Below are 17,201 nucleotides of genomic sequence, written 5' to 3' on the forward strand. Positions count from 1 at the left end.
CTCGGCACCCCACCACGCGATCGGCCGCACCTGAGGAGCGCATCATGACCGCTGCCTACACCTTCGACGTCTTTTCCACCCTCGACGGCTTCGGCACCGCGAGCAGCGGGTGGAGCGGCTACTGGGGCAAGCAGGGCCCCGAGCTTCTGGCCCATCGCCTCGCCCTGTACGCCGAGGAGCAGCGGATGGTCCTCGGGGCCAACACCTACCGGGCGTTCGCACAGCTGCTGGCCGCGAGCAGCGAGGAGTCGGACGTACGTGACCCCTGGGTGACACGGATGAGGAGCCTGCCCGCAACGGTGGTGTCGAGCACTCTGGAAGGCCCCCTCGACTGGCCGGACGCGACCGTCGTGGCCGGAGACGCCGTCGACGTCGTCGCCCGGCTCAAGGAGGAGTCCGGGGTGCCGCTGCGCTCGCACGGCAGCCTGTCGATGAACCGGGCGCTGATGGCCGCCGGTCTGGTCGACCGCGTACAGGTGACGCTCTTCCCTGTGGTCACCGGACGCACCGGAGAGAACCCGATCTTCCGGGGTGCGGCCGACTTCGACCTGGAACTGATCGAGTCCCGAACGCTCGACAGCCATATCCAGGAACTCACCTACCGCCCCACCCTGCATGTCTGACGCAGCGGGCACGGAGCCGACCTCACGACGCGGGCCGTACTGAACCGAGGCCCGCGATGCGTGCCGTCAGCTTTCGGGGTGCTGTGGCGGTTTCAGCCCGTCCAGGATGAGGTCGAGGAGACGTTCGGCCTGGTCCCGTTGCTCGGGTTTCGCCGAAGTGACGGCGATGCCGGCGAGGGCGGCGAACATGTCGGTCGGGCGGATGTCGGAGCGCAGGGCGCCGGCGGCGGTACCGGCTTCCATGAGGGTCGTGATGGCGGCCTGGATCATGTCGCGGCTGTGGCCGTACGGGTCGCCTCCCGAGGCGACGACGGCGCGCAGGGCTTCGGCCATGCCGAGTTTGGCGGTGACGTAGTCGATGAAACGACCTGTCCAGGCGCGCAGGGCCTCATGTGGCGGCATCGTCGCCAAGAGCTCGGGGACGGCGTCGCACAGCCGCGCCACTTCGTTGCGGTAGGCCGCCTCGATCAGGACCTCCCGGGTCGGGAAGTTGCGGTAGAGCGTGCCGGTCCCCACGCCCGCCTCCCTGGCGATCCGTTCGAGGTGGGCGTCCAGTCCCTCTTCGGTGAACACCCGCACCGCGGTGGCCAGGATCTTGTCCCGGTTGCGCTGTGCGTCAGCCCTCAGCGGCCGTCCCGCATCCCGTGCCGTCAATGGCTCGCTCCCTCATGCCTGTTTGCGAAGTGGAGGCGTGTCCACTTACAGTGCAGCTAACCGGCGGCGCCTCCACTTCCACTGTAGACGCTGTGGACGGTGCGCTGTACTCATGCCCCTGTCGGAGCTTCGGAGGATCTCATGTCGGGAATCGAAGGCAAGGTCGTTGTGATCACGGGCGCCAGCAGCGGGATCGGCGAGGCGACCGCGCTGCTGCTGGCCGAGCGGGGGGCGAAAGTGGTGCTCGGCGCACGTCGGCCGGAGCGTCTTGAGGCGCTGGCCGCCCGCATCGAGCAGGCCGGCGGCCAGGCCGCGCACGCACGCACGGACGTGAAGCGCCGGGAGGACCTGACCGGTCTGGTCGCGCTGGCCCGTGACCGCTACGGCAAGGTCGATGTCCTCGTCAGCAATGCCGGGGTCGGCCGGATCTCCCCGCTGGACGAACTGCGCGTCGAGGACTGGGAGGAGATGATCGACGTCAACCTCAAGGGGGTCCTGTACGGGATCGCCGCAGCGCTGCCTGTCTTCCGGGAGCAGGGCTTCGGGCACTTCGTGAACACGGTCTCCACCGCCGGGCTGCGCATCGTGCCGCTCCAGTCGGTGTACGCCGGCACCAAGAACGCCGTACGCACCATCTCCGAGGGGCTGCGCCAGGAGGCCGGGGGCAGTCTGCGCGTCACCGTTGTCTCGCCCGGGTTCACGCGCACGGAGTTCTCGGATTCCATGGCTCCGGAGATGAGGGCCGAAACCCTGGCCCGTATGGGCGACATCGCCATCCCGCCGGACGCCATCGCCCGCGCGATCGCCTTCGCCATCGAGCAGCCGGACAGTGTCGACGTGGGCGACATCGTCGTCCGCCCCACGGCGCAGAGCTAGCTCGCCGGATCACCCGCCGGACACGGGGCGCTCCGTCACGCCACCGTCGACAACAGCACCCGCGCGCCAATCAGGAAGATCACGGCTCCGAAGACACAGAAGACGACCATGCCACCGCCGCCGGAGTGGCCGTCGATGGCCATCCGCTGCGGCTTGGCCGGGTCGTAGTGGACGGTGACAGGCGAGCCGGCTCGAAGGCTGCTCCGCCGGCTTTTCCCTTGCGAGGACCTGACCTCCATCACCTGGCCGTTGGCGGTCTGATACTGCACCACCGGGTGGTAGCTCGACCCGCCTTCACCGGAGGTCCTGGCCAGCCGGATGACGGTGCCGTACGCCCGCGCCCCGTGGCGTCGCAGCCAACGCGCCTTGAACAGGCTCGCGCCGCCCACGGCCCCGAAGAGCAAGCCGAACGCCATGACGGATATCGACCCCTGTTCTGGACCCATGAACTCTCATCTCCCTCTCGGCTGCGTTCCGCGCGGATCGGTCCGGGACCGTTCCGGTCCCTCACCAAGAACAGACGCGGTACCGGAATGCATGGTTCTCCACAACCGGCCCCGGACCGCAGCGGCAGGCCGCCGTCCGCCGCGGCCTCCTCGGCTTCGGCGGGCGCATGGCGCGCGAGACGCACGTACGGGGAAAAATGTGCCTTTTGGGCTATTCATTGTCCATGGATGAACTCGACTACGCAGACAGGTCCGACTTCGAGGACGCCGAGCGGGGCTTCGTCGCCGCCCTCACCCCGGCGGTCGTCCGGGCGGACGACCGCCGGGTGATCTGGGACAGCGACGCGTACGCGTTCCTCGGCGATGACTGCCCCGGCACCGCGCACCCCAGCCTGTGGCGGCAGAGTCAACTGTGCAACAAACAGGGCCTGTTCGAAGTCACCGAGGGGATCTACCAGGTCCGCAACCTGGACCTGTCGAACATGACCCTGGTCGAGGGCGACACCGGGGTCATCGTCATCGACCCGCTGATTTCCGCCGAGACCGCGGCCGCCGCGCTCGCCCTGTACCGCGAGCACCGCGGGAAGCGCCCGGTCACGGGGATGATCTACACGCACTCGCACGGCGACCACTTCGGCGGCTCCCGCGGGATCCTGCCGCACGGCCACCCGCCGGTGCCTGTCCTCGCCCCGGCCGGGTTCCTGGAGCACGCGGTCGCGGAGAACGTGTACGCGGGCGGTGCGATGACCCGCCGCGCGGTCTACATGTACGGCGCCGAACTGGACAAGGGCCCCGCCGGGCATATCGGCGCGGGGCTGGGGATGACGACGTCCAAGGGCACGATCACCCTCGTGCCGCCGACGGTGGACATCACCCGCACCGGCCAGGAAGAGACCCTCGACGGGGTGCGGATCGTCTTCCAGATGACGCCGGGCACCGAGGCCCCCTCGGAGATGAACTTCTACTTCCCCGACCGGCGCACGCTGTGCATGGCGGAGAACGCGACCCACAACATGCACAACATCCTGACCCTGCGCGGCGCGGTGGTCCGCGACACCCGCATCTGGGCCCACTACCTGGGCGAGACGATCACCCTGTTCGGCGACCGGGCGGAGGTCGCGTTCGCCTCCCACCACTGGCCCACCTGGGGCCGGGACCGCATCGTCGAACATCTGGCGGGGCAGCGGGACATGTGGGCGTACCTGCACGACCAGACCCTGCGCATGACCAACCAGGGACTGACCGGCATGGAGATCGCCGAGCGGATCGAGCTGCCGCCGGCGATCGCGAACCGGTGGGCCAACCGTGGTTACTACGGCTCGGTCAGTCACAACGTGAAGGCCATCTACCAGCGCTACATGGGCTGGTTCGACGGCAACCCCGCCCACCTGTGGGAGCACCCGCCGGTCGAGCAGGCCAAGCGGTTCGCCGCCGACTACGGCGGCGTGTCCGCGCTGGTCGCCAAGGGCCAGGAGTACGCGGCCTCCGGGGACCTGCGCTTCGCCGCGACCCTGCTGGGGCACGCCGTCTTCGCCGCCCCCGACGACGCCACCGCCACGCAGGCACTGGCCGCGGTGTACGAAAAGCTCGGCTACGGCGCGGAGAACGGCACCTGGCGCAACTTCTACCTGATGGGCGCCCAGGAACTGCGCGGCACCGTCGCGCACACCGCGCTGGAGACGACCAACCCCGAGATGGCGATGGCGCTCACCGTCGACATGCTCATCGACTCCCTCGCCATCCGCGTCGACGGCCCGCGCGCGTGGAACGAGAAGCTCACGATGAGCTGGAACGTCACGGACGAGGGCCGTACCTGGCACCTGCTGCTGTCCAACGGAGCCCTCACCTACCGCAGCACCGGCCCGGAGGCGAGCGACCCGGTCCCGGCCGCCGACCTGACCTTGACCCTGACCAAACCGCAACTCCTCGCCGTCCTGGCCGGCAAGGGACTGGACGGCGTCCACGTCCAGGGTGATCCCCAGGTCCTCGCGACCCTGGTCGGCCTGCTCGACACCCCCGACCCCGATTTCGCCATCGTCACGCCGTGACCGGCGCGGTGGGCCCCCTCGGTTTCGGATCTTTCGCATTCACCGGCGGGGGCACTCTCATCAACCTGGTCGCGGCGACCACACGGCAGGCCCGTGCACGGCAGACACGTGCACGGCAGGCCCCCGGGACGACAGCCCCGGGACGGCTGGGTACAGGAGCCCTGCGGCCCCGGAGTCAGACCCCCGCGCGCCAGCCCCGGCGCCGTGCACGCGGGAGCACCACCGCGAAGAACGCCGTCAGCGCGATGAGCCCCGCCGCGCCACCGGCCACAGCGACCGCGCCCGCGTGGGCGCTGTGCCCGGTACTGGCCGCGAGCTGCGGTGCGGGTTCGGGGCGTGCGGGGCGGGGCGCCGACGTGGGCAGTACGGCTGTCACCGCGCCCGCCGGGTCGACCGTTCCGGCGCCCGTCAGCGACCGGGTGCCAGCCGCCCCCGGGTACGCCGTCGACGTCAGCCGGTCCGTGAGCTGCTGGGCGGTCAGGCCGGGACGGTAGCTGTCCACCAGTGCGGCCGTACCCGCCACGAAACCGGTCGCCAGGTCGGCGCCGCTGCCGCTGAAGTGCCCGCCTCCGCCCGGGCCGATGCTCATGAGACTGGTGCCGGGGGCCGCGATGCCGGGGGCCGTCGCGGGCGCGGCCCTCTGGTCGGGGCCACCCCCGGGGGTGAGCGCGGCGACGGCCAGCACGCCCGGCAGCGCTGCCGGATAGGCGGCCGGTGCCGCCTCCCCGGACGAGTTGCTCGGCCCGTACGCCGGGGCCACGACCAGTGCGTCGTGCCGCACCGCATCCCGTACCGCCGAGGTGAGCGAGGCGCTGCCGCGGTTCAGCGCGAGCGGCACATCCACCACCCGGGCCCCGCCCGCCACCGCCGCCCGGATTCCGGCGGCCACCTTGTCGGCGGTCGCCGACCCGTCCGCGCCGGTCACCCGGACCGCCAGGATCCGCGCGTCGGGCGCGACCCCTGCGAACCCGACGCCGGACTTCTGCCCGGCCGCGACGATCCCCGCCACGAAGGTGCCGTGCCCGACGCAGTCCTTGCCCGCGGTCCCGCCCGACACGACATCGGGCCCGGCGGTCACCCGCCCCGCCAGCGCGGGTGCCCCGCCGGCATCGACCCCGGTGTCGACCACGGCGACGGTCACCCCGGCGCCGCGCGCGGAGGGCCAGGCCCGGGAGGGCGCGATGTACCGCTGCGGCCAGGGAGTCAGGTCGGAGTGCTTCTTCGACGGCCGGACACAACCGCCCGCCGCGGGCGGCGCGGACGAGACGGCGGGCAGCGTCGGGGAGTCGTCGGCCACCGCGGGAGCGGCCGTCCCCGCGACGGTGGCCGCGCCCGCGAGGAGCGTGACGAGGGCGGCTGTGGCCGGGAGTTGAGCGAGGCGGGGCGGCATGTGCGTGATCCTATCGACCGTGCGGCGCGGGCCGGTGCTGCGTCCCGCGGTCCGGGCCGCACCCGGCCTCTCCGTTGTGGACGCCCGGTGGACGGCGGACGAATTGCCCGCGTGACCCGGCCGGTGGCTACGCGGGCCTGACCCTGTTGCGGGAGGACAGCGAGATCCTCACCGTCGAGTACAAGATCAACCTGCCGGCGCCCGCCGTGGGTGAGCACATCGAGGCCATCGGGACGGTGCTGAAGTCCGGACGCACGCTGACCGTCTGCCAGTTGGAGGTGTACGGCGTGCACGGTGACGGTACGCGCCAGCTCGTCGCGAACGGGCAGCAGACGCTGATGGGCGTCGGCCGGCCCGCCCGGTGACCGGCTGACGCCCCGTTCGCGCCGGGGCGCTACAGCTTGCCTGCCTCCCGGACGGTGTGGAGGTGGACCAGGACGTCGTAGGCCCTGCCGACGGCGATCTCGGGCGTCTTGTCGTTCGGGTACTGCGTGCCGACGTTGTATGTCGGCCGCGAGATGTCCAGCCAGCTGCGGGCTGCGGCAGGGGCCTTGCGCAGGTCGGCGTAGTAGTCGCGGTACCGGACCTGGTCGAGCGTGTACTCGTTCGTGCCGGGGCCGGCCGGGCCGACGGTGAACTTCTTCCACTCGCCGCCGAGCGCCTCGTCCTTGGAGAGGAACGCGCCCCGGTCGAAGGTGGTGCCGATGGCGAGGTAGTCCGCGCCCAGGGTGTCGCGGAGGAACGAGCCCTGGGTCTTCGGGTACGTCGTGGGGTCGGAGGCGACGTAGCCTGCGTGGTCGTCGTGGGCCGACAGCAGGATCCTGCCGCCGGTGTGCCGCTGCCACCATGCCGTGGTCTCGGCCATCACCTGGTCGCGGTAGCGCTCCATGGCGGTCAACGACTCCTGGTCGCCGGGGTCGACGGTCAGGAAGGTGTAGGTCTGGGCGATGTTACGGGCGTTCTGCAGGGCGAACTCGTAGTTGTCGCCGCCCCCCGACCTCTGGCCTTGTACGAGTTCGAGTACTTGCCGCGCCTTGGCCGCGTTCTGCTGCCGCTCCGCGAGCGGCCGGTTCAGATAGGCGATGGCGTCGTCGAGCGGGCGCAGACCGGTGAGGATCTCGTTCAGGCGCGGCAGGGACTCCGGACGGGTCCGCCGTACGTAGTCGGTGACGCTGTCGAAGACCTGCTCGTCGAGCTTGGGCGCACCGATGTCGTCGCCCAGGAAGTGGACCGGGCGGTCGGGGTGCCGGCGGTTGTGGTCGCGCATCCACCGGACGAGGGTCACGAACTCCTCGCGGTCCCAGGGAGATCCGGCCATCACCTCGTGCACGACCTGCCGCGCGTCGCGGTCACCGTCGCCGTGCTGGAGGTAGTCGTCGATCCGCATACCCGCCGACCAGCTGATCTCCAGGGCGAAGGTGGTGAATCCCTTCTGCTCCACGAGGTAGCGGAAGACCCGGTCCTTCAGGGCGAAGAACTCGTGCGAGCCGTGCGTGGCCTCGCCCACGCCGACCACCTTGGCGTCGCCGGCCATCACCCCCAGGGCGTGCAGGTCGGCCGTGCCGGCGCCCGGCTCCGTCGACCGCAGCGGATGGGCGATCCGGTCCAGTGCGCGGACGGGGGCCGACGCGACGGCCGGTGCGGACGCCGCCGGCGCTGCGTACGCGGCCGCCGCGGGGGCCAGCGTCGCGGCCAGGGCGAGAGCCGCTGCCGCGAGCCGCTTCCCGTTGCCGATCATGTGTGATCACTCCCAAGGTGTTTGCTGTCGAGCGCTGCCGAGAAGATCGTCGCGCGTGCAGCGGCCCGGGCGCGCTGGGGCCGGCCCGACACCTTCCCGGGGGCTAGCCCCCCGACCCGGGATTCAGCGTGCGGCGCCCTGGGCCCTGGAGGAGCGGGCCGGGAGTGTCCTGTCCCGGGCTTCCTCATGCGCCATCACAGGTGGCTGCCGCTCGCGGCGGGCCGGATCAGCTCACACCACCAGGTCCTCCGGCAGCAGCAGCCGCAGTTCCCGCGGCCCCGCCTCCGGCATCCCGCTCAGCCGGCCCGCCTGCCGCGTCATCATCGACTCCAGCACCCGCCGCGCGTACCTCGCGTTGCCGAAGTTCGCGTCGCGCGGCACCTCGTCGAAGTGCCGCCCGAGCCGCACCACCGTCTCCGGTGCGCAGTCGTACCCGTCGCGTTCGCACTGGCGCCGCACGATCTCCACGAGATCTTCCGCCGAGTACGCGCCGAACGTCACCCGGCGCGAGAAGCGCGAGCCCAGACCGGGGTTGGAGCCGAGGAAGCGGTCCATCTCGCGCTCGTAACCCGCGACCACCACCGCCGTGTCGTCCCGGTGGTCCTCCATCAGCTTCACCAGGGTGTCGACCGCCTCCTGGCCGAAGTCCGAGCCCGAGCCGCCCGCCGGGGTCAGCGCGTACGCCTCGTCGACGAAGAGCACACCGCCGCGCGCCCGCGCGAAGACCTCCTGGGTGAGCTGGGCGGTGTGCCCCACATAGCGGCCCACCAGGTCCGCCCGCGCCACCTCGATCAGCTGGCCGCGCGGCAGCACCCCGAGCGCACCGAGCAGTTCCCCGTACAGCCGGGCCACCGACGTCTTGCCGGTGCCGGGCGGGCCGGTGAAGACCAGATGGTGGCCGACCGAAGGGGCAGGCAGCCCGGCCGCCCGCCGTCTGCGCGCCGTCGCCAGCAGATTGACCAGGTCCTGCACCTGCGACTTGGCGTCGTCGAGACCCACCAGCGAGGCCAGTTCCGCCATGATCGCGTCGAGCCTGGCGGCGTCGGCCGGCTCGCTCTCGCCCGCGCCGATCGCCGCCGCTGCCTGCTCGCCCACGTCCGAAGGGAGCAGCGTCGTGAGGTCCTCCTCGGAGACCTCAGGCATGACGGCGAGCCGCAGCGCCTGCCGGTCGATCAGCTCCTCGAAGACCTTGCGGGCCGCGCGCGCGTTGCCGAACGACGTGTCCTTGTGCATCCGCTCGAAGTGCACGGCCAGCGCCCGTTCGGTCTCCTCGCCCACCGTGTAGCGGTTCTGCTCGCACAGCAGCCGGACGATGGTGATCAGCTCGGGGACCGTGTAGTTCTCGAACTCGACCGTACGGTTGAAACGCGACGCCAGGCCCGGGTTGGAGGCCAGGAAGGTGTGCATCTCGGAGGAGTAGCCGGCCGCGATGACCACCACGTCGTCCCGGTGGTCCTCCATCAGCTTCACCAGCGTGTCGACGGCCTCCCGCCCGAAGTCCGCGCCGCCGCCCGAAGGGCCGCCCTGGGTCAGCGCATAGGCCTCGTCGATGAACAGCACACCGCCCAGGGCCTCTTCGAAGACCTCGGTGGTCTTGATCGCGGTACCGCCGACCACCTTCGCCACCAGGTCGGCGCGGGCCACCTCGACCAGATGGCCGGACCGCAGGACCCCCAGCGTCGCGAGGATGCTCCCGTACAGCCGGGCCACCGACGTCTTGCCGGTGCCGGGCGGGCCCGCGAACACCAGATGGCGGGCGGTGGCCGGGACGGGGAGCCCCGCCTCGCGGCGCCGTTCGGCCAGCCGGTTGAGGTTGACCAGGGTGGCGACCTGCTCCTTCACGGCGCGCAGACCGACCAGTTCGTCCAACCGCGCCAGCGGGCCGCGCGGGTCACCGGGGGCGCCCTCCTGCCCGTCGCTCTCGCCCGTGATGTCGGGCTCGCCGTTCTCCTCGCTGGTCAGCCGGTCGAGCACCAGCTCGCCCGCGGTGGACCCGCGGCGTACGCCCGCGCCCTTGTTCCCGGTGACCGTGCACCCGGCGGCGCGCACCCGCAGCCCGCTCACCGTCCGCAGTCCGTCCCCGCCACCCGCCGCGAACACGCACTCGGTCAGCTCGGCGCTCGCGTCCGCCCCGATGCTCGCCCCGTGCCGGCCCGCACCGCGCACCCGTACCCGTACGGCCGTCAACTCGGCCCCCGCGCCCTCCATTTCGAGCCCGTCGGTGCCGGGTGTCCCGATCTCGCAGTCGACGAGCGTGACTGCGCCGCCCGCCAGGACCGAGACACCGGCCCGTGCCGCGGACCGTACGACCGTGCCCTGGAAGGACGGCCTGGCCTCCCCGGCGCGGATGCCGCAGCCGCCCGCCGACGTGACCGTGCACGCCTCGGCCTTCCCGCGGGCCCCGTCCCGTACGTCGATGCCGTGCCCGCCGGTGTCCGTCACCTCGACCCGGCGCAGCACCGGATCCGCACCGTTCGTGACGACGATCCCGTGCCCGGCCGCCCCCGTCACGGTGACCCGGTCAAGCCGTGCGGTGCTGGCGCCGGTGAGCAGGATGCCGTCCGCCGCGCCCTCGGCCACCTCGGTGCGGACCAGCACGGTGGACGAACCGTCCTGGACGAGTACGCCGGCCGAACGGGCCCCGGTGACACGGGCGTCGGTGAACGTGCCGCGGGAGCGCCCGGTGACCGCGATGCCGTGGCCGCCGGGCCGGTCGACCCGCAGCCCGGTCAGCTCGGGATCCGTGGCGCCCGACAGGGTGACGCCGTGGGTGGTGGACCCGGTGGCCGCGCAGTCGGTCAGTACGGTCTGCGCGGCCGTCGATATGTGGAAGCCGATCACGCAGTCGACGGCCCGTACACCGGTGAACCTGGTCGTGGCGTTCTCCTCCACGGCGACACCGGGCTTGACGGTCCGCTCCACGGTGACATCGGTGAACGAGCCGCGCGCCCGGCCGTTGGCCAGGACGCCGTTGCCCCCGGCGTCCCGGACCGTGCAGCCGCGCACCTCGGTAGCGGCGTCCTCGCCCAGCACGATGCCCGAACTGCCCAGCCGCTCCAGCACACAGCCCTCGACGACGCTGGTCCGCGACGACAGGTCGACGATCCCCGCGCCCGCCGGATTGCTCACGGTGGTGTCGCGGATGGCGAGCGAACCCTCGTCCCTGGAGAGCAGCGCGGCCCAGGAGTTGCCGAACACCTCGCACTCCTCCAGGGCCGCCTGACCGTGCGGCACATCCACCACCGGTTCGTCCTCGTCGCCGCCCCCGCCCGCGACCAGCCGCAGCCCGGAGAGCTTCACCGCCTCGGCGAGCACCTGTACGGCGCTGCCGCTGCGCGGTGCGATCTCGACCGTGCCGCCCGGCTCGTGGGCCACGACGGTGACCAGCTTCGTGACGACCAGGTTCTCGTCGTACCGCCCGGCCCTGACGCTGATCACCGAGCCGCCGCGCGCCGCGTTCAGCGCCTCGCCGATGGTGCGGTGGTCGCCCGCGCCTGCCGGGTCCACGACGATCAGATGGCGCGCCACAGGGGCTCCCTCATGCTCGGTACTCCGGTCGGCCGACGGCCGCCCGACCGGAGACCATCATGCCAAGGGACCGGACGGGGTGATCTCCGGCCCGCACCCGCCGGAGCCCGGCGCGGACCATCCGATGACAAGCCCCGAGCCCGGCCCTGCGCCCGGCTCCGGGTCAGTCCTGAGACACCCCTGAGCGTGACCCGGCCCTTCAACTACCGTGCTGGTGACCCGCTCTCGCGGACCGGGAGTCCGCCCACCCGAGGAGTGCCATGTCCACCGCCCAGGACACCCCGAACATCCCGGACATCCTCTCGCCGGAGTTCGCTGCGGACCCGTACCCCGTCTACCGCGCTCTGCGCGAGCACAAGCCGTTGCTCTGGCACGAGGCCATGCAGAGCTATGTCGTCTCGCGGTACGAGGACGTGGAGCGGGTCTTCAAGGACCGCGAGGCCGCCTTCGCCACGGACAACTACGACTGGCAGCTCGAACCGGTACACGGCCGGACGATTCTTCAGCTCAGCGGGCGTGAGCACGCGGTCCGCCGGGCCCTGGTCGCGCCGGCCTTCCGGGGCAGCGACCTGGAGCAGAAGTTCCTGCCGGTCATCGAGCGCAACGCCCGCGAGCTGATCGACACGCTGCTCGACGGGGCCGCTCCGGGGACAGGGTCGGGGACCGCGGACCTCGTGGAGGGGTTCGCCACGCGCTTCCCCGTCAACGTCATCGCCGACATGCTCGGTCTGGACAAGGCCGACCACGCCAAGTTCCACGGCTGGTACACGTCGGTGATCGCGTTCCTCGGGAACCTGACCGGGGACCCGGAGGTCGCTGCGGCGGGCGAGCGCACCCGCCAGGAGTTCGCCGCGTACATGATCCCGGTGATCCAGCACCGCAGGGAGCACCCGGGCGACGACCTGCTCTCCGCGCTCTGCGCTGCCGAGGTCGACGGGGTGCGGATGAGTGACGAGGACATCAAGGCCTTCTGCAGCCTGCTCCTCGCGGCCGGCGGCGAGACCACCGACAAGGCCATCGCGAGCATCTTCGCCAATCTGCTGGCCCACCCGGAGCAGCTCGCCGCGGTACGGGCCGACCGCGCCCTCATCGACCGGGCCTTCGCCGAGACCCTGCGTTTCACCCCGCCCGTTCACATGATCATGCGGCAGACCGCGAAGGAGGTCACCCTGAGCGGCGGCACGGTCCCGGCAGGCGCCACCGTGACCTGTCTGATCGGCTCGGCCAACCGCGACGGCGAGCGGTACGCCGACCCCGACACGTTCGACATCTTCCGTACGGACCTGACGTCGGCCACCGCGTTCTCGGCGGCGGCCGACCATCTGGCCTTCGCGCTGGGCCGGCACTTCTGTGTGGGCGCCCTGCTCGCCAGGGCGGAGGTGTCGACCGGGGTCGGCCAACTCCTGGACGCCCTGCCGGACATGCGCTTCGAGGACGGTTATGTCCCCGTCGAGCAGGGGGTGTTCACCCGGGGGCCGCGGGAGGTCCGCGTACGGTACGGCGCCTGACCATCAGGCGGCCCGCCCACCGGGGGCCCGCCCACCGGGGTCGACTCACCGGTGGCCGGCTCACCGGCCCCGGTGGGCCGGCCGCCGGCGGGCGCGGTTCAGCCCGCGTTGCCGTAAGGCTGGGTGATGACTTCCATGGCGTGCCCCGACGGATCCATGAAGTAGACCCCGCGGCCGCCGTGCAGATGGTTGATCTCGCCGGGCTGCTTCTTGTACGGGTCGGCGTAGAAGTCCGTACCGGTGGCCCGCATCCTGGCGAAGATCCCGTCGAAAGCCTCCTCGGGGACGAGGAAGGCATAGTGCTGGACGGGGAGCGGCGACCCGGGCGGTACGGTCGCGAAGTCCAGGGTCACGCCGTTGCTCAGCTCCACCGGGACGAAGGGGCCCCATTCGGCCCCGGCCCGCAGACCGAGCACGGTGGCCAGGAACTCGGCGGACTCCCGGTTGTCCCGGGAGGGAACGATGGTGTGGTTCAGCTCGACGGGGAAGGGCCGGGATGCCGGATCGGCCCCGGGCTGTGATGCTGATCCCGGTACCACTGCCCCTGGCCCCGCTGTTGTTTCCTCCACCGCTACTGCTGCTTCTGTTGTTGCTGCTGCTTCTGATTCCGACACTGTGGAATGCCTCCAACGGGCATCTCACGGGCCACCTCCACGCCTCACCCGGCCGGTGACCGACGCGCGATGCCGTACGGACCACCCTAGGGCGTGTCCGGCCCACCCGCACGGGGTCATTCGCGCCACCCATGGACTCGGACCTGTGCGGACAACTCGGCTCGGGCGGGCGGCGGTTCACCGGCTGCTTCACCCAGCCAGGTGAATCAGGGCAAGCATGCACGTTTCTGCACCGCGGCGCTTCCTAAGGTGTGTCACGTCGCCCAGGCCCTCGCAGGCCGGCCCGTTGCCGCCGACCGGACCGATGCCACAGCGACCGAACGGGGGTCCGTCATGGATACGAAGGACGAGCACACGGAACACACAGAGAAGTCACAGCGCACGGAGCCGTCGGGCCCGGCCGCCCGCAGTTACACCGCGGGCCGTTTCACCGTGGTCGAGCTGCGTGGCGAGATCGATCTCCTCGCGGCGGGTCACATCCGTGAGTGCACCGACGCCGCCACCGCGCCCCAGGGCGCGCGCGTGATCGTCGACCTCCGCCCCGCGACCTTCATCGACTGCGCGGCGCTGGGGTTGCTCTGCCGCGCCAGACGGCGGGTGCTCGACCGCGGCGGCTCCATCGACCTGGTCTGCACCCGCGCGCTGCATCTGCGGATGCTGCGGGTCACCGGCCTGGCCGGTTACTTCCCGAGCAGCCCCACCGTGGCCGAGATCTCGGCCTGAAGGATCCGGCCCGCGGCGTCCGCGTCGCCCCGGCGGACCGCCGCCACCAGTGCGGTGTGCGGTTCGTCGCCGTGGTTCGGGTCATGGCTGCGCAGGCCGAGCAGCGCCACCAGCTCGATGAGCCCTTCCCGCAGCACGGGGACGAACCGGTCGAAGAGATCCGTCAGCACGGGGTTGTGCGCGGCGGCGACCACCGCCGCGTGCAGGGCGATGTCCGCGTCCACGAAAGCCGCGTCGTCCGCACCTGAGGCCGCGGCCCGGCGGCCCTCCAGGGCTGTGTCCATCGCGGCCAGATCACCGTCCGTACGCCGGGCCGCGGCCAGCCGGGCCGCGTGGACCTCGACCATCGACCGGACCTCGTACACATCCGCGACGGCGGCCCTGCGCAGCCGTGCCGGCCAGTCCTCCGCGGCTTCGGTGGCGATGACGAAGACCCCCGCGCCCTGCCGGGACCTGAGCAGCCCCGACCCGGCCAGCGCGCGCACCGCCTCCCGGCATGCAGTTCCCCACCCTCCGCACGCCGCAGGGCCCGGTGCCGCCCGGCGCCCCCGGCTGGAACCCGCAGCGCGCCAGCGCCATGCCGTCCCACCGCTACCGGTCCGCACACGAGCGGGTCTCCGTGCCGCTGGCCGACGCCGACCGGGGCTGGCCCTCCCGCCGGTTCGAGCAGGCTCCGCTCTGGGTGCCCGTGGATCTGCGCGACGGCAACCAGGCGCTCGCCGAACCCATGGACCCGGCCCGCGAGCGCCGGATGTTCGACCTGCTGGTGACCATGGGGTTCAAGGAGATCGAGGTCGGCTACCCGTCGGCCAGCCGTACGGACTTCGACTTCGTACGGCAGCTCGCGGAGCCCGGCGCCGTCCCCGAAGACGTCACTGTCGTCGTCTTCACCGCCGCCCGCCCCGACCTCATCGAGCGGACCTTCGCCTCCATCGAGGGGCTGCCGCGCGCCGTCGTGCACCTCTACACCGCCACCGCTCCCGTCTGGCGCGACATCGTCCTGGGGCGGACCAGGGGCGAACTGGTCGCGCTGGTACGGAAGTCGGCCGAGCAGATGGCCCGCATCGCGGACGCATCCGCCGGCTCCGTGCGGTTCGAGTTCTCGCCCGAGGTCTTCAACCTCACCGAGCCGGACCTCATCCTGGAGATCTGCAACGGCCTGACCGAGCTGTGGGACGCCTCGCCGGACCGGCCGGTCATCCACAACCCCCCGGCCACCGTGGAGATCGCCACCCCCAACGTCTACGCCGACCAGATCGAGTACATGCACCGCCACCTGGAGCGGCGCGGCTCGGTCGTCCTCTCCGTGCACCCGCACAACGACCGGGGCACCGGCGTCGCCTGCGCGGAGCTGGCCGTGCTGGCCGGGGCGCAGCGCGTCGAGGGGTGCCTCTTCGGCAACGGCGAACGGACCGGCAACGTCGACCTGGTGACCCTCGCCCTCAATCTGCACGCCCAGGGCATCGACCCGATGGTGGACTTCTCGGACATCGACGAGATCCGGCGCACCGTCGAGTACTGCAACCGCCTCCCGGTGCACGAGCGCCACCCGTACGGCGGCGATCTCGTCTACACCGCCTTCTCCGGTACGCACCAGGACGCCATCAAGAAGGGGATGGCCCACCAGTCGGGCCGCGAGCTGTGGACCGTGCCGTACCTGCCGATCGACCCGGCCGACGTGGGCCGCGACTACGAGGCCGTCATCCGGGTCAACAGCCAGTCGGGCAAGGGCGGGATCGCGTATCTGCTGCAGACCGGGTACGGGCTCGACCTGCCGCGCCGCCTCCAGATCGACTTCTCGTCGGTGGTCCAGCGCGAGACCGACGACAGCGGCGAGGAGATCAGCGGCAAGCAGCTGTGGGAGCTGTTCAGCACGGTGTACCTCGCACCGGGTGAGGACGGGCCGCTGGTGCTCGGTGACTGGCGTACGGCCGAAGTGGGCGGGGGAGAGCACGAGTTCAGCTGCACCCTGAACGGGGTGCCGTACCGGGGCACCGGCAACGGGCCGCTCTCCGCCTTCACCGCCGCCCTCGCCGACGCGGGGACGGAGGCAGGCATCCTGCACTACACCGAGCACGCCACCGGCGCCGGCCCGGACAGCCCCGCCGTCGCGTACGCCGAGTGCCGGGTGGGCGGACGGACGTACTGGGGCGCGGGACGGGACACCTCTGTCCTGACGGCATCGGTGCGCGCGGTGCTCGCCGCGGTGAACCGCGCCGCGCCGCAACCCGCCAGGGCGTAAACGCGCCGGCGGGCCCGCCACCGGGCCTGCCAGACTCGGGTCCCATGTCTAGGACCTTTGAAGAGCTGGTGGCCGAGGCCGACTCCGTATCCGTCGACGGCTGGGACTTCTCCTGGCTGGACGGGCGTGCCACCGAGGAGCGCCCGTCGTGGGGGTACGCCCGTGCGATGGGGGAGCGGATGGGCCGGGCATCGGCCGCCCTCGACATCCAGACCGGCGGCGGGGAGGTGCTGGCCGGGGTGGCGAAACTGCCGCCGCTGGCGGTGGCCACCGAGGCCTGGCCGCCGAACGTGGCCAAGGCCACCGCCCTGCTGCATCCGCTGGGTGCGGCGGTGGTGGCCGACCCGGACGAGCCGCCGCTGCCCTTCGCTGACGGGGCCTTCGACCTGGTCGTCAGCCGCCATCCGGTGAAGGCCCACTGGGAGGAGATCGCCCGGGTACTGGCCCCCGGCGGTACGTACTTCTCCCAGGAGGTCGGCCCGGCCAGCGTCTTCGAGCTCGTCGAGTACTTCCTCGGCCCGCAGCCCGAAGCGCGCAAGGGACGCGACCCGGAGGCGGCGCGCACCGCGGCGCGGGCGGCGGGGCTGGAGGTGACCGATCTGCGGCTGGAGAGCCTGCGCACCGAGTTCTTCGACATCGGCGCTGTCATCTACTTCCTGCGCAAGGTGATCTGGATGGTGCCCGGTTTCACCACGGAGGCGTATCTGCCGCAGCTCCGGGCCCTGCACGAGCGGATCGAGGCCGAGGGACCGTTCCTCGCGCACACGACGCGCTTCCTCATCGAGGCCCGCAAGCCGCAGTGACCCCCCTT

General features: G+C 71.8%; 13 protein-coding genes and 2 pseudogenes. 8 read left to right on the top strand and 7 right to left on the bottom strand.

Features of this window, described 5'->3' with window-relative positions:
• Nucleotides 1-44 precede the first annotated feature (44 nt).
• On the top strand, nucleotides 45-623 hold the full coding sequence (locus tag OHB13_RS24030; protein ID WP_266853672.1) for a dihydrofolate reductase family protein: 579 nt from the start codon (nucleotides 45-47) through the stop codon (nucleotides 621-623).
• A gap of 66 nt (nucleotides 624-689) precedes the next feature.
• On the opposite strand, the gene OHB13_RS24035 is transcribed toward OHB13_RS24030, so the two are convergent.
• Nucleotides 690-1,277, bottom strand: a complete 588-nt coding sequence (locus OHB13_RS24035) for a TetR/AcrR family transcriptional regulator (protein ID WP_328378457.1) — start codon at nucleotides 1,275-1,277, stop codon at nucleotides 690-692.
• Between the two features lie 141 nt (nucleotides 1,278-1,418).
• Here OHB13_RS24035 and OHB13_RS24040 point away from each other — a divergent pair, with 141 nt between their 5' ends.
• Complete coding sequence (locus OHB13_RS24040) at nucleotides 1,419-2,153, top strand: SDR family oxidoreductase (protein ID WP_266853669.1); 735 nt, start codon at nucleotides 1,419-1,421, stop codon at nucleotides 2,151-2,153.
• Between the two features lie 35 nt (nucleotides 2,154-2,188).
• Here the strand turns inward: OHB13_RS24040 and OHB13_RS24045 are convergent, their stop codons facing one another.
• The gene (locus OHB13_RS24045; protein ID WP_328378458.1) at nucleotides 2,189-2,599 is read right to left on the bottom strand and encodes a DUF3592 domain-containing protein; all 411 of its coding nucleotides are present in this window, start codon (nucleotides 2,597-2,599) and stop codon (nucleotides 2,189-2,191) included.
• A gap of 224 nt (nucleotides 2,600-2,823) precedes the next feature.
• Here OHB13_RS24045 and OHB13_RS24050 point away from each other — a divergent pair, with 224 nt between their 5' ends.
• On the top strand, nucleotides 2,824-4,647 hold the full coding sequence (locus OHB13_RS24050; protein ID WP_328378459.1) for an alkyl/aryl-sulfatase: 1,824 nt from the start codon (nucleotides 2,824-2,826) through the stop codon (nucleotides 4,645-4,647).
• 175 nt (nucleotides 4,648-4,822) lie between these two features.
• Here the strand turns inward: OHB13_RS24050 and OHB13_RS24055 are convergent, their stop codons facing one another.
• Nucleotides 4,823-6,037, bottom strand: coding sequence for a S8 family serine peptidase (locus tag OHB13_RS24055; RefSeq protein WP_328378460.1), 1,215 nt, complete (start codon nucleotides 6,035-6,037; stop codon nucleotides 4,823-4,825).
• A 113-nt stretch (nucleotides 6,038-6,150) separates the two neighbouring features.
• On the opposite strand from OHB13_RS24055, the pseudogene OHB13_RS24060 reads away from it, so the two are divergent.
• Nucleotides 6,151-6,402 (top strand): annotated as a pseudogene (locus OHB13_RS24060) (PaaI family thioesterase); the annotation flags it as partial.
• A 29-nt stretch (nucleotides 6,403-6,431) separates the two neighbouring features.
• Here OHB13_RS24060 and OHB13_RS24065 read toward each other — a convergent pair.
• Nucleotides 6,432-7,775, bottom strand: a complete 1,344-nt coding sequence (locus OHB13_RS24065; protein ID WP_266853662.1) for an erythromycin esterase family protein — start codon at nucleotides 7,773-7,775, stop codon at nucleotides 6,432-6,434.
• Nucleotides 7,776-8,006: 231 nt separating this feature from the next.
• Nucleotides 8,007-11,303 carry a right-handed parallel beta-helix repeat-containing protein gene (locus tag OHB13_RS24070; protein WP_328378461.1) on the bottom strand — a complete coding sequence of 1,099 codons (3,297 nt, stop codon included), beginning with the start codon at nucleotides 11,301-11,303 and terminating at the stop codon, nucleotides 8,007-8,009.
• 260 nt (nucleotides 11,304-11,563) lie between these two features.
• On the opposite strand from OHB13_RS24070, the gene OHB13_RS24075 reads away from it, so the two are divergent.
• Entirely contained in the window at nucleotides 11,564-12,811 is a 1,248-nt protein-coding gene (locus OHB13_RS24075; protein ID WP_328378462.1) for a cytochrome P450, read from the top strand.
• Nucleotides 12,812-12,909: 98 nt separating this feature from the next.
• Here the strand turns inward: OHB13_RS24075 and OHB13_RS24080 are convergent, their stop codons facing one another.
• On the bottom strand, nucleotides 12,910-13,287 hold the full coding sequence (locus OHB13_RS24080) for a VOC family protein (protein WP_328380379.1): 378 nt from the start codon (nucleotides 13,285-13,287) through the stop codon (nucleotides 12,910-12,912).
• A 471-nt stretch (nucleotides 13,288-13,758) separates the two neighbouring features.
• On the opposite strand from OHB13_RS24080, the gene OHB13_RS24085 reads away from it, so the two are divergent.
• Nucleotides 13,759-14,148 (top strand): STAS domain-containing protein, encoded by a 390-nt coding sequence (locus OHB13_RS24085; RefSeq protein WP_266853657.1) that lies wholly within the window; start codon nucleotides 13,759-13,761, stop codon nucleotides 14,146-14,148.
• Here the strand turns inward: OHB13_RS24085 and OHB13_RS24090 are convergent.
• A pseudogene (locus OHB13_RS24090) lies at nucleotides 14,106-14,642 on the bottom strand (FadR/GntR family transcriptional regulator); the annotation flags it as partial. The gene OHB13_RS24085 and the pseudogene OHB13_RS24090 sit on opposite strands and share 43 nt — an antisense overlap.
• A gap of 2 nt (nucleotides 14,643-14,644) precedes the next feature.
• Between OHB13_RS24090 and leuA the strand changes: the two are divergent.
• A complete protein-coding gene (gene leuA / locus OHB13_RS24095) occupies nucleotides 14,645-16,390 on the top strand; it encodes a 2-isopropylmalate synthase (RefSeq protein ID WP_328378463.1) in 1,746 nt (581 codons plus the stop codon).
• Between the two features lie 44 nt (nucleotides 16,391-16,434).
• Nucleotides 16,435-17,193 carry a class I SAM-dependent methyltransferase gene (locus tag OHB13_RS24100; protein WP_328378464.1) on the top strand — a complete coding sequence of 253 codons (759 nt, stop codon included), beginning with the start codon at nucleotides 16,435-16,437 and terminating at the stop codon, nucleotides 17,191-17,193.
• The last annotated feature ends 8 nt before the right edge of the window (nucleotides 17,194-17,201 follow it).

It is taken from the genome of Streptomyces sp. NBC_00440, from assembly GCF_036014215.1.
In the GTDB taxonomy this organism is placed as follows: domain Bacteria; phylum Actinomycetota; class Actinomycetes; order Streptomycetales; family Streptomycetaceae; genus Streptomyces.